General features: G+C 58.5%; 12 protein-coding genes. 8 read left to right on the forward strand and 4 right to left on the reverse strand.

What is annotated here, in order from left to right; all coding sequences use genetic code 11:
- On the forward strand, positions 1 to 603 hold a 603-nt coding region (gene yjiA / locus ACW14G_RS15730), incomplete at its 5' end, for a GTPase (protein ID WP_455648672.1).
- A 46-nt stretch (positions 604 to 649) separates the two neighbouring features.
- On the opposite strand, the gene ACW14G_RS15735 is transcribed toward yjiA, so the two are convergent.
- Both ACW14G_RS15735 and ACW14G_RS15740 read right to left on the reverse strand, forming a co-directional pair.
- Positions 650 to 2,020: an NAD-dependent succinate-semialdehyde dehydrogenase gene (locus tag ACW14G_RS15735; protein WP_249022381.1), complete on the reverse strand. Its 1,371-nt coding sequence runs from the start codon at positions 2,018 to 2,020 to the stop codon at positions 650 to 652.
- 137 nt (positions 2,021 to 2,157) lie between these two features.
- Positions 2,158 to 4,698 carry a penicillin G acylase gene (locus tag ACW14G_RS15740; protein WP_249022382.1) on the reverse strand — a complete coding sequence of 847 codons (2,541 nt, stop codon included), beginning with the start codon at positions 4,696 to 4,698 and terminating at the stop codon, positions 2,158 to 2,160.
- A 222-nt stretch (positions 4,699 to 4,920) separates the two neighbouring features.
- On the opposite strand from ACW14G_RS15740, the gene ACW14G_RS15745 reads away from it, so the two are divergent.
- Both ACW14G_RS15745 and ACW14G_RS15750 read left to right on the forward strand, forming a co-directional pair.
- The gene (locus ACW14G_RS15745; protein ID WP_249022383.1) at positions 4,921 to 5,664 is read left to right on the forward strand and encodes an AraC family transcriptional regulator; all 744 of its coding nucleotides are present in this window, start codon (positions 4,921 to 4,923) and stop codon (positions 5,662 to 5,664) included.
- A gap of 47 nt (positions 5,665 to 5,711) precedes the next feature.
- The gene (locus ACW14G_RS15750) at positions 5,712 to 6,353 is read left to right on the forward strand and encodes a LysE family translocator (protein ID WP_249022384.1); all 642 of its coding nucleotides are present in this window, start codon (positions 5,712 to 5,714) and stop codon (positions 6,351 to 6,353) included.
- Positions 6,354 to 6,393: 40 nt separating this feature from the next.
- Here ACW14G_RS15750 and ACW14G_RS15755 read toward each other — a convergent pair whose 3' ends face one another.
- Positions 6,394 to 6,558 (reverse strand): DUF1127 domain-containing protein, encoded by a 165-nt coding sequence (locus ACW14G_RS15755; protein ID WP_163448850.1) that lies wholly within the window; start codon positions 6,556 to 6,558, stop codon positions 6,394 to 6,396.
- A 178-nt stretch (positions 6,559 to 6,736) separates the two neighbouring features.
- Here ACW14G_RS15755 and ACW14G_RS15760 point away from each other — a divergent pair, with 178 nt between their 5' ends.
- Complete coding sequence (locus ACW14G_RS15760; protein WP_249022385.1) at positions 6,737 to 8,173, forward strand: aminotransferase-like domain-containing protein; 1,437 nt, start codon at positions 6,737 to 6,739, stop codon at positions 8,171 to 8,173.
- Positions 8,174 to 8,175: 2 nt separating this feature from the next.
- On the opposite strand, the gene ACW14G_RS15765 is transcribed toward ACW14G_RS15760, so the two are convergent.
- Positions 8,176 to 9,120: a TauD/TfdA dioxygenase family protein gene (locus tag ACW14G_RS15765; RefSeq protein ID WP_249022386.1), complete on the reverse strand. Its 945-nt coding sequence runs from the start codon at positions 9,118 to 9,120 to the stop codon at positions 8,176 to 8,178.
- Positions 9,121 to 9,232: 112 nt separating this feature from the next.
- Between ACW14G_RS15765 and ACW14G_RS15770 the strand changes: the two genes are divergently transcribed.
- From ACW14G_RS15770 to ACW14G_RS15785, 4 genes are all read left to right on the forward strand, one after another.
- Positions 9,233 to 9,475 (forward strand): DUF2164 domain-containing protein, encoded by a 243-nt coding sequence (locus tag ACW14G_RS15770; RefSeq protein WP_249022387.1) that lies wholly within the window; start codon positions 9,233 to 9,235, stop codon positions 9,473 to 9,475.
- A gap of 89 nt (positions 9,476 to 9,564) precedes the next feature.
- Positions 9,565 to 10,716, forward strand: coding sequence for a double-cubane-cluster-containing anaerobic reductase (locus tag ACW14G_RS15775; RefSeq protein WP_249022388.1), 1,152 nt, complete (start codon positions 9,565 to 9,567; stop codon positions 10,714 to 10,716).
- 8 nt (positions 10,717 to 10,724) lie between these two features.
- Positions 10,725 to 11,486: a putative 2-hydroxyacyl-CoA dehydratase activator YjiL gene (gene yjiL, locus ACW14G_RS15780; RefSeq protein ID WP_249022389.1), complete on the forward strand. Its 762-nt coding sequence runs from the start codon at positions 10,725 to 10,727 to the stop codon at positions 11,484 to 11,486.
- The gene (locus ACW14G_RS15785; RefSeq protein ID WP_249022390.1) at positions 11,483 to 11,752 is read left to right on the forward strand and encodes a DUF3343 domain-containing protein; all 270 of its coding nucleotides are present in this window, start codon (positions 11,483 to 11,485) and stop codon (positions 11,750 to 11,752) included. Before yjiL ends, ACW14G_RS15785 begins: the two co-directional genes overlap by 4 nt.
- Positions 11,753 to 11,782: the final 30 nt, after the last annotated feature.

Here is an 11,782-nt window from a genome sequence, read left to right on the forward strand (position 1 = left end):
TGCGAACGCTACCTGCTGGACGGCGTGATTGCGCTGGTTGACGCGGTACATGCTAACGATCAGATGAACCAGTTCACCATCGCCCAGTCGCAGGTAGGCTACGCCGACCGCATTCTACTCACCAAAACCGACGTCGCCGGCGAAAGCGAAAAGCTGCGCGAACGCCTGACGCGCATCAACGCCCGCGCGCCGATTTACACCGTCACCCACGGCGATATCGACCTCGGCCTGCTGTTCAACACCAACGGCTTTATGCTGGAAGAGAACATCACCTCAACACCACGCTTCCACTTTATGGCCGACAAGCAAAACGACGTGTCGTCGATTGTGGTGGAGCTGGATTATCCGGTGGATATCAGCGACGTCTCCCGCGTGATGGAGAATCTCCTGCTGGACTTCGCCGACAAGCTGCTGCGCTACAAGGGAATGCTGTGGATTGACGGTGAGCCGAACCGCCTGCTGTTCCAGGGCGTACAGCGCCTGTACAGCGCCGACTGGGACCGCCCGTGGGGCAACGAAACGCCGCACAGCACGCTGGTATTTATTGGCATCCAACTGCCGGAAGAAGAGATTCGCGCGGCGTTTGCCGGTTTACGCCAATAGCCGCAAGACCTGATGCCCTCCCATCCAGGAGGGCATCAACGCGCCGCTATTTCCGCACCACCACCAGCTTCTGGTTCACAAATTCTTTAATCCCCAGATCCGACAGCTCGCGCCCGTAGCCGGAACGCTTCACGCCGCCAAACGGCAGCTCGGCCGCGGTATCGGTCAGCCAGTTGATGTAGACCATACCGGTTTCAATGCGCGAGGCCATTTTCTTCGCCCGCTCAATATCCTGGCTGAACACCGCGCCGCCCAGACCGTAGTGGGAGTCGTTGGCCAGCGCCACCGCCTCGTCGTCACTCTTCACGACATAAATCTGCGCCACCGGGCCAAAGAACTCTTCAAAGTACGCCGGGTTATCGCGGGTGATATGAGTCAGAATGGTCGGTTCAAAGAAGCTACCGTCACGCTGCACCGGCTTACCGCCTAAGTGCAGTTTCGCGCCGTTTTTCACCGCCGCGTTCACCTGTTTGGTCAGCGTTTCCAGCGCATCCTTCGAGGACAACGGCCCCAGCGTGGTGCTTTCATCCAGCGGATCGCCAATCTTCACCTGCTTAAAGGCGTCGGTGAATTTTTCCAGGAAGGCATCGGCGATTTTCTCATGCAAAATAAAGCGCTTCGCCGCGGTACAAACCTGCCCGGCGTTATTCAAGCGGGCATTGACGCCAATTTTCACCGCTTTTTCCAGATTCGCGTCGTCCAGCACCACGAACACGTCGTTACCGCCCAGCTCAAGGGTCGATTTTTTAATGTGCTTCGCCGCCTGTGCGGCCACCACGCAACCCGCTTTTTCCGAGCCGGTCAGCGCCGCCCCCTGTACGCGGTCGTCGGCGATAATCTTCGCCACCTGATCCTGAGAGATATAAAGGTTAGTCCACGCCCCTTCCGGCGCGCCCGCTTCGCGGACCAGATGCGCAAAGGTCTCTGCGCAGTGCGGCACAATGCTGGCGTGCTTGGCCAGTACCGGGTTACCCGCCGCAAGGTTCGGCGCCAGCACGCGCATCAGTTGGTAATACGGGAAATTCCACGGCTCAACGGCCATCAGCACGCCAATCGGGTGATGCTCTACCCACGCCTCGCCCAGTTCAGATTTGTACTTCACCGGCGCTAAAAACTGCTTCGCGTTATCGGCGTAGTAGCGGGCAATTTGCGCGCAGAGTTTCACTTCGCCACGGCTCTGTTCAATCAGTTTGCCCATCTCCTGGCTGGCGATTTTAGCCAGCTCCTCCGCGCGCTCGTCAATCAGATCGGCAAGCTTATGCAGCACCGGCAAGCGTTGGTCTATATCACCTTTCGCCCAGTCGGAGTGATAGAGCGCATCGGCGGCCTTCAGCGCCGCTTCAACGTCCGCATCGCTATGCGAGGGATATTCCTTAATAAGCTGGTTAGTGGCAGGATTAACTGTCTGGTAAGCCATATTGTGTCTCCTTGTTTTACCGCTTAGGGTATTAAGCGTAGTCAAGATGACTGGATATGGGCGTAAAGTTGGGTATAAACGGAGGTTTCTGAATTAACATCCCCCGCCGGACAAGACGGGGAATGACAGCTCATCAATTACCGCTTCACCTGCAATACTTCCTGCGATTCCTTGTGCGCGTCGACTTCCTGCGGCGTTAACCACAGCGATTTTCGCCCGAAGGTCTCGTACATTTTCAGCTGATCGTCATAGTGTTTATCCGCCTTGCCGTCCGGGGCAATAAACCCGCTTTGACCCGGCGCGACTACGTCCCAGGCAAGCACCGGGCTTTTGCTGGATGACGGTGAGAACACGATCATGTCGTTTTCCGTGCCACGGTTCTGGTATTCCGCCTGATGACGCGCCTCTTCCGCTGCCGCCTGCGGCACGCCGAAGAAGTTGTTGGCCCTGAAGGTCAGCGCCATCGCCGGGGTTTTCCAGCCGTTCAGGTCATTACCGTAGCGTGTTGACAGCGTCCGCCAGGCATCGTCCAGCGCCGCCAGCACCACTTCTTGCTGCGGTTTTCCGCCAAACAGATCGACCGCCTGTGGAACTGGCGACTTCTCCCCCTGTAGCGCCTCATAAAGGATCTTCGCCCCCACGCTGATGTTCAGCGAACCGGTGGGCCCGTCCTGCGTCGTCTCATAGCCGCTGGCGCTGTACCAGTCGCCGAACGGCTTCGGCACCGCCGCGACCACCGTTCGCTTCAGCATGCTGGTCAGCCACGCATTCAGAATCGCCGACCCCGGCTGCTGATAGGTTTTACCGCCTTCGTTCAGCTGGTTGCTGCCATCCCAGACCGCCAGCGTATCCACCAGTTGACGACGCGGGTCGCTCACCGGAAGGCTAGCCGTCGCGTCTTTCAGCGTGGGCAGGAACAGCCGCAGGTTCAGGTCCTGACGGCTGGTTTTGCGGATCACGTCCCAGGCCTCGTCGGCGGTAAAGCGCGGCTGCTTATCAAGAATGCGGTCAATCTCGGTCACGCGATCCGCGCCGCCCCACAGGAAGGCAAACAGATCGGACGCCGGGTAATCTTTTTGCGGTGAGTTGTTCCAGTTGGCGATATAGCCCGACTGCGGGTTATACACTTTCGGGTTCAAATCGAACGAGAGCAGCCCTTTCCAGTCCCACTTGCCGGTGCCGGGCACCGGCAGGCGCGGGTCGTGGCCCGGCTGGCGGTCAGGGTACGCGCCAGTATGCACGTAGCCGATATTGCCGTTAACGTCGGCGTAGTACCAGTTGATGGTAAGCGCCTGTTTTGCCGCCTGCTGCGTCCACGCCTGCCAGTTTTTGGCCTTCATCTGATGAGTCCACGCCAGCAGCGAGGCCACCTCTTTGCCGTCCCACGCGCGCGCTTTGGCGTAGGCCGTTTCGGTTGCGGGGTCGGTTTGAATCACGTTGCCGTGCAGAGTGCGCCAGACGGTAAAGGTCTCCGGCTGGCCGTCTTTGACCTTAATGGTCTCTTCGCGGCTCAGCATTTTCACCCACTGGCCGTTATGTTGGTAATAGCCCGGTTTATCCTTCGATAATTTTTCGGCAAAGATGTCGACATCATCGCCGAAACCAGCGGTAGATCCCCATGTAATTGTACCGTTGTGACCAAACACCAGCCCAGGATAAGCGAACGGCGTATTCCCGGTGACATCATAGCCCGCGCCGTGCAGGCCAATGCCGTAGGTATACGCAGGCGCGTACCAGCCAAACTGCGGGCCGTTGACCATAATGGCCTTCGCATCCTGCGCTTTGCTTTTGCCAATCACCCACATGTTGCTGGTTGTCGGGTAGCCCGCCAGCCCGTTGGCCCCACTCTGCGCAAACTGCGCGGCGATGATTTCCCGGTTTTGCCCCGCCGTCAGCGCCAGCAGCGCACCATCGGCGCCTTTTGCTGGCCGGTCGAGCATCGGTGCCGGGCGGTCATAGCGCGGCAGCAGCGCTGCCGTTTGCGTGTTCTGAAGGTCGAAGGTGAGCGGGTAGTAACTCTCCTCAGGGGAAATGGTGGTCGGCGCGGACGGGTTAACCAACCATTTCAGCTGGTTAAAGACCGCCATCCCCTGCTGTTTGCCGTACTTGTCTTTGAGAGCGGTCAGCAGCGCCAGGTTATCAATTTCGCTGGTGCTGTCAGAAAAACGGTTCGCCATGGTGCCGACAAAAACCATCGCTACATCAAAAGGCTGCCAGTGCTGCGGGGCGAAACCGAAGGTGGCAAACTGTTTTGGCAGCAGCTTGCCGGGGTTGGCGTTCACCTTATCAATCCAGGCGTTCATACCGTCGGCATAGCCTTGCAGGATAGATTTATCTTCCGCAGAAAGCGCGGCGATCTGCGCGCGAATAGAGTCCGGCCAATAGTTCTGACGAATGTCCTTATCAAAACGCACAAACGACTTACCAAGCACTTCAGAGACCGTGCCCTGCGTGCTGCGTCGCGCCATCTCCATCTGGAACAGGCGATCCTGCGCCACCACGTAGCCATAGCCGTAAAACAGCCGATAGGTATCATCAGCGTAAATATGCGGCATGCCGTATTCATCGCGAACAATCTTGACCTCGGTCTGGGTACCTGCCGCCAGGGCGGTAAGGCTCCAGGAACACATCAGGGAAGCAGCAACACAGTTCACGATCATACGATTTGTATTTTTCATTGTATCCTCTTTCAGGTGTATGATTAGCGAGTTGATGCTAGCTGCGAAGCAGCACTTATCTATATGAGGCGAATAATTTCAGCGCGAACTGTGAGTCTGATAGCAGTTATTTGATACATTAAATCTGTTAATGTGATCTAAAGCGAATCGTTTAATTTTCACACACCCCTGCCCGCTTTTTCCTGATGTGGTATAAAAATAAAAAACCGCCGGGACGAACGAATGACCACACCACGCGATATTCATCAGACCTTCACCCGACTGCCTGGGCTTGAGCGGCGCAGCACCTGGCAGAGCACGCAGGCCTACAAGCGCCACAGCCACCCGCAGCTCTCGATAGGGGCGATTCTCGAAGGCGGAACGCGCTGCGCCTGTGACGGGCTGGAGTACCTTTTATCCCCAGGTGACCTTATCGTTATCCCCGCCCACGCTCCGCATAGCTGCAACCCGATACAGGGGAAACCGCGCAGCTACCATATGCTCTACATCGACACGCCACTGCCATTAGCCCGACAGGTGATTCGCCACGGCGCGCTGTTCCGTCTGTATCTCAACGTGGTCGAGCAGATGTCCACCGACGCGCTGACCGCGCTGTTATCCGCCCTTTCCCTGAGCGCGAACGGTGAAGAAACGCTGCGCGCCACCAGCCAGCAATTGCAGCAGGCGCTGTTGGCTAACCCCGTCTCTCCGCCCTCTCTTGATGAGTTCGCCACGCGCTTTTCGCTGCGCAAAGAGACCCTAATCCGGACGTTCAAGCAGGATACGGGCCTGACCCCCGGCAGCTTTCTCAATAATTCCCGCGTGGAGTACGCCAAAGCACGGCTGCGCGCCGGGGACGATATCGCCGATGTCGCCTACCAAAGCGGCTTTGCCGACCAGAGTCATTTCCATAAAACCTTCGTCAGCTACACCGCCGCCACGCCGCGTCAGTACGCGCTTGGCCGATCAATATCCGACAATAATTAGCGCGTAAGCCGACATAAGCTGCCTTCAGTATTTTCACTGAGGTCGCTATGGAACAGGTCACAACGTTACTTCCCCCGGCGTTTCCCGCGCTGGCGCTGGCGCATTTTATGGCGCTGCTGAGCCCCGGGCCGGATTTCTTTTTACTGGTGGGCTATGCCGTCCGTTATCGCCTGCGCGGCAGCGTCGGGCTGTGCCTGGGCATCGCGGCGGGCAACGGGTTGTATATCCTGCTGGTGGTAATTGGCTCCGGGCTGCTGCGCCAGGCGCCGCTGCTCTTTGACATCATTGAGCTACTGGGCGCCGCCTATCTGCTGTGGATAGGCTACGCGTTGCTGAAAAGCCGCGCCGCACCGCTCGAATGGCGCCATTGCGCACAAATCTGCCCCTCGCTCGCGAAACAGCTGCTTTTAGGGCTCGGCTCTGCGCTACTGAACCCGAAAAACGCGCTGTTTTATCTGGCGCTGATGACCGCGCTGCTTGGGCCGAACGTCACCGTGGCGCAACAGGCGGCCTGCGGTATCTGGATGACCAGCGTGGTGCTGCTGTGGGATTTACTGCTGGTGATACTGCTCGCGCTGCCGCAGGTTCAGCGGCGTCTGGGAAATCTGATCTGGAAAATCGAGCGCACCGCGGGCGGTATCCTGATCGGCTTTGGCGGCTGGATCCTGTGGCAATTTATCCTCGGCTAAAACGAGAATGGGCGGCGTGTTCGGCGACGCCGCCCAAATATTAACGCAGTTCATCTCGCCTTAAGCCCACATCTCTCAGCTGTTCGTCGCTCATTCGCTGCAATATGCGGCGCGTTTGCTGCACGCGCCACCATGTTTTGATAAAACGCCACACCAGTACAAAGCCGATAAATGGCTGTCTTGCCCTGTTCTCATGAAATTCCATACTTCGCCTCCTCACCTTGCCAGAGGCTTTATCTTCGCGGATTTCTGCTGTTGCAATACAGATTCAAAAAACACTTTTCTTTAACATACAGATTCGCTAAAACGATACCTGCGTGCGGTTTTTTTCGCCTGACTGTACTGGTTTTTTCATCTGTATGGCGACAAACGGGGATACAGCAATGACGCGTTACCAACATCTGGCCAACCTGCTGGCCGAGCGAATTGAACAAGGGCTGTATCGCCACGGCGAAAAGCTTCCCTCCGTACGCAGCCTGAGCCAGGAACACGGCGTGAGTATCAGCACCGTGCAGCAGGCCTATCAGATGCTGGAACAGCGCCAGCTCATTACGCCACAGCCGCGCTCCGGCTACTTCGTCGCGCCGCAGAAAGCGCAGCCGCCGGTGCCTCATATGTCGCGCCCGGTGCAGCGTCCGGTGGAGATCACCCAGTGGGATCAGGTACTGAACATGCTGGAGGCTCGCAGCGATAAATCCATCATACCCTTCGGCGGCGGCTCGCCGGACGTCACCCAGTCCACCCTCAAACCGCTATGGCGCGAGATGAGCCGCGTGGTGCAGCACAATATCAGTGAAGTGCTGAACTACGATGAGCTGGCCGGACGTCGTGAGCTACGCGAACAGATCGCTCGCCTGATGCTTGACGGCGGCTCGGTCGTCAACGCTGACGATCTGGTTATCACCAGCGGCTGCCACAACGCGCTGTCGCTGGCACTGCTGTCGGTATGCCAGCCGGGCGATATTATCGCCGTGGAATCCCCCACCTATTACGGCACCATGCAGCTACTGCGCGGTTTGGGCCTGAAGGCGATCGAGATCCCGACCGATCCCAATACCGGGATCAGCGTCGAAGCGCTGGAGCTGGCGCTCGATCAGTGGCCGATCAAAGGAGTGATCCTCGTCCCCAACTGCAACAACCCGCAGGGCTTTATCATGCCCGACGCCCGCAAACGCGCGATGCTAAACCTGGCGCAGCGCTACGATATTGTGATTTTCGAGGACGACATCTACGGCGAACTGGCCACCGACTACCCGCGCCCGCGCACCATCCACTCGTGGGATATCGACGGCCGGGTGATGCTGTGTAGCTCGTTTACCAAAACCATCGCGCCAGGCCTGCGCATCGGCTGGATAGCCCCCGGTCGCTATTACGATAAGCTGTTGCAGATGAAGTATGCCGCCAGCGGCACCAATGTCCCCTCCACGCAGCTGGCGGCGTCCAACTTTATCCGCGAAGGTCACTACCACCGCCATGTGCGCCGCATGCGCCAGATCTACCAGCGCAACCTGGAGATCTACACCTGCTGGCTGCGCGAGTTTTTCCCCTGCGGGATCTGCGTGACCCGCCCGACCGGCGGCTTTATGCTGTGGGTAGAGCTGCCGGAGCAGGTCGATATGGTGTGCGTCGCTCAGCAACTGTGCCGGATGAAGATCCAGGTCGCGCCGGGATCGCTGTTTTCGGCGTCGGGGAAATACCGGAACTGCTTAAGGATCAACTGCGCGCTGCCGCCGATCGAGAAGCATCGGGAGGTGATGGTGCAGTTGGGGATGGCGGTGAAGGTGGCGATGGAATGGGATGAATCCACCGCCCAACGCTAGTATTACGACGCCGCACTCACCGCACTTTCCCCATTCGCCGCATCCTGCGGTTTTGAAACCGTGCGGCTGCGGCTGCCATCCACCCCAACAGCAATCTCCCCTTCCACCGTCACCCGGCGCACCACGCGCGGCTGGGTGCCGTAGTCGTTGACCGCGTAATGTTGGGTGCTGCGGTTGTCCCAAATCACCACGTCGTCCTGCTGCCATTGCCAGCGCACAGTGTTGTCGAGGCGGGTGATGCGGTTTTGCAGCAATTCGAACAGCTGCGCGGATTCGCGAGAACTAAAGCCCACCAGCCGCTTCACAAAATGCCCCAGCAGCAAAGCACGTTCGCCGCTGACCGGGTGGACGTGCACCACCGGGTGCTCGGCTTCCCACAGCGATGAGACGAACACTTTCTGGTGATGCGCCAGGCGGTGCGCTTCGACGATGGTGCGCTCGGCGCCGTAGTCATAGTCGTTGCTGTGCACCGCATGCAGGGTGTCGACGAAGCGTTTGAGCGTCTCCGGCAATTGTTCGTAGGCGCGGGCGGTGTTGGCCCACACGGTGTCGCCGCCGTATTCCGGGATGGTGACGCCGCGCAGGATGGAGATTTTCGGGAAGGCGTCAACGAAGGTGACGTCGGTGTGCCAGGAGTCGGCGCGGCCGCCGCCTTTGGAGGCGTCGAGTTCAAACAATTTGGTGCCTTCCGGGGAAGGGACCGTCGGGTGGGCGACAACTTTGCCAAAACGCGCGCCGAAGGCCTGATGTTCGGCATCGGTAAGATGGCTTTGCTGGCGGAAGAACAGCACTTTGTATTTGACCAGCGCCGCGTCGAGCTGGGCGAAAGTCTCAGCATCCAGCTCGGCGGAAAGACGGATATCGCGGATCTCCGCGCCGATATTGCCCGCCACGCGGCGTAAATTTAATAAAGGAAAATCGGTATCAGCAGTATTCACAGCAGTCATGATTGCGCCCCTTTAAAATCGTCAGAAACCCGAATATAGAAATATCCAGGCGGGTGACAAAGTCGAGTTTGTGATATTGATAGCTGCCAGACGGCAATACACAGGAGCCACTATGACCACGGAAATCACCCTTACCCCTGCCGAGCGCGAGAAGCTGCGCGACCAGTTGACCGACTACTGCGAAAAACAGTTCAACCTCGAGCTGGAGCAGTTCGACGCCGAGTTCTTTATCGATTTTATTATCGAGAAGCTGGGGCCAGCCTTTTATAACGCCGGGATTGATGAGGCGATTCGTACCCACTTCGCGTGGAGCGAACGCATTCAGGAAGAGATGGATCTGAAGAAAATTCTCTAAGCGGATCGCGGATCAATATAACCACAAATTATACGTGGTTATAATAGCGGCTCATTTTATCGTCTCCCGTGTTACGGGGAAGGAAAATCATGTCGCTTATCACCGATCTACCCGCCATTTTCGATCAGTTCTCCGAAGCCCGCCAGAAAGGCTTTCTTACCGTGATGGATCTCAAAGAGCAAGGCACGCCGCTGGTCGGCACCTACTGCACCTTTATGCCGCAGGAAATTCCGATGGCGGCGGGCGCGGTAGTGGTCTCACTGTGCTCCACCTCTGATGAAACCATTGAAGAGGCCGAAAAAGACCTGCCGCGCAACCTCTGCCCGCTGATCAAAAGCAGCTACGGCTTCGGCAAAACCGATAAATGCCCCTACTTTTATTTCTCCGATCTGGTGGTCGGTGAAACCACCTGCGATGGCAAGAAGAAGATGTACGAGTACATGGCCGAATTTAAGCCGGTACACGTGATGCAATTGCCGAACAGTGCCGCCGATGCCGCCTCCCGCGCGCTGTGGAAAGCGGAGATTCTGCGCCTCCAGCAGGCGGTTGAAGCACGTTTTGGCACGGCGATTACCGAAGCCTCCCTGCGCGAGGCCATCGCCCTCAAAAACCGCGAGCGCCGGGCGCTGGCTAACTTTTACCGCGTCGGGCAACTCAATCCTCCGGCGCTCAGCGGCAGCGACATTCTGAAAGTGGTGTACGGCGCGACCTTCCGCTTCGATAAAGAAACACTGATTGACGAGCTGAACGGCATGGCCGAGCGCGTGCGTCAGGAGTGGGAAAACGGCAAGCGGCTGGACGCCCGCCCGCGCATTCTGATTACCGGCTGCCCGATCGGCGGCGCGGCGGAGAAAGTGGTGAAAGCCATTGAGGATAACGGCGGCTGGGTGGTCGGTTTTGAAAACTGCACCGGCGCTAAAGCCACCGAGCGCTGCGTTGACGAGGACGGCGACGTGTACGACGCGCTCACCGACAAGTATCTCGCCATCGGCTGCTCGTGCATCTCACCGAACGACCAGCGCTTAACGTTGCTCAGCCAGATGGTGGATGAGTATCAGGCCGATGGTGTGGTCGACGTGATTTTGCAGGCCTGCCATACCTATGCCGTTGAATCAATGGCGATTAAACGCCACGTGCGCCAGCAGCATAATATTCCCTATATCGCCATTGAGACCGACTACTCCACCGCCGATATCGGTCAGCTTAGCACCCGCGTCGCGGCCTTTATTGAAATGCTGTAGGAGCGCGCGTGACGTTATCAATAGGCATTGATTCAGGGTCAACCGCCACCAAAGGCATCCTGCTGGAAGACGGCGTTATCCGCCGTCGTTTCCTCACCCCTACGCCGTTTCGCCCCGCTGACGCGATCGTTGAGGCGTGGGAGACGCTGCGCGCCGGGCTGGAAGCGCGGCCGTTCCTGACGCTCACCGGCTATGGCCGCCAGCTGGTAGATTTTGCCGACAAGCAGGTGACGGAGATCTCCTGCCATGGGCGCGGCGCGCGGCTGCTGCTGCCGGAAACCCGCACGGTGATTGATATTGGCGGTCAGGACAGCAAGGTGATTCAGCTGGATGAAGAGGGCAATCTCACCGATTTCCTGATGAATGACAAATGCGCGGCGGGCACCGGGCGCTTCCTGGAAGTGATTTCCCGCACGCTGGGTGCCAGCGTCGAGCAACTGGATGCGCTGACGGAAGGCGTTGAACCCCACGCCATTACCAGCATGTGCACGGTGTTTGCCGAGTCCGAGGTGATCAGTCTGCGCTCGGCGGGCGTGCCGCCAGAGGGGATTCTGGCGGGCGTCGTCAACGCTATGGCGCGGCGCAGCGCCAACTTTATCGGCAGGCTGTCGGCGCAGGGGCCGTTGCTGTTTACCGGCGGTGTCAGCCACTGCGCGGCATTTAGCAGAATGCTGTCGGCGCATGTGAATATGCCGGTGCAGACGCACCCGGACGCGCAGTTTGCCGGGGCGATCGGCGCAGCGATGATCGGGCAACGGGTGAAAAAATGACGGAGTATCTGTTTTTGTTTCACTCCACGCTCGGCGTGGTGCAAACCCGCAAAGCGCTACAGGCGGCGGGCATCACCTTTCGGGTGGCGGATATTCCGCGCCAGCTGCGCGGCGGCTGCGGGCTGTGTATTTATCTGCATTGCCCACAGGGTGAGGAACTACGCTGGGTGATCCCCGGCGCGACGGAGAGTATTTACCGCTGCGACGAGGGTTTTCAGCTGTTGCACACATTCCCTGCACCATCACACAACCCGGGCGAAGCATAACCGCCCACGGTTTTGCCGGGTGGCGGCTTC

This window comes from Kluyvera sp. (assembly GCF_965301105.1).

Coding starts and splice junctions, on each gene's coding strand:
- ACW14G_RS15765 (WP_249022386.1), bottom strand. CDS start 9,120: ATGACTGCTGTGAATACTGCTGATACCGATTTTCCTTTATTAAATTTA.
- ACW14G_RS15760 (WP_249022385.1), top strand. CDS start 6,737: ATGACGCGTTACCAACATCTGGCCAACCTGCTGGCCGAGCGAATTGAA.
- ACW14G_RS15745 (WP_249022383.1), top strand. CDS start 4,921: ATGACCACACCACGCGATATTCATCAGACCTTCACCCGACTGCCTGGG.
- ACW14G_RS15735 (WP_249022381.1), bottom strand. CDS start 2,020: ATGGCTTACCAGACAGTTAATCCTGCCACTAACCAGCTTATTAAGGAA.
- ACW14G_RS15770 (WP_249022387.1), top strand. CDS start 9,233: ATGACCACGGAAATCACCCTTACCCCTGCCGAGCGCGAGAAGCTGCGC.
- ACW14G_RS15750 (WP_249022384.1), top strand. CDS start 5,712: ATGGAACAGGTCACAACGTTACTTCCCCCGGCGTTTCCCGCGCTGGCG.
- ACW14G_RS15775 (WP_249022388.1), top strand. CDS start 9,565: ATGTCGCTTATCACCGATCTACCCGCCATTTTCGATCAGTTCTCCGAA.
- ACW14G_RS15740 (WP_249022382.1), bottom strand. CDS start 4,698: ATGAAAAATACAAATCGTATGATCGTGAACTGTGTTGCTGCTTCCCTG.
- ACW14G_RS15755 (WP_163448850.1), bottom strand. CDS start 6,558: ATGGAATTTCATGAGAACAGGGCAAGACAGCCATTTATCGGCTTTGTA.
- ACW14G_RS15785 (WP_249022390.1), top strand. CDS start 11,483: ATGACGGAGTATCTGTTTTTGTTTCACTCCACGCTCGGCGTGGTGCAA.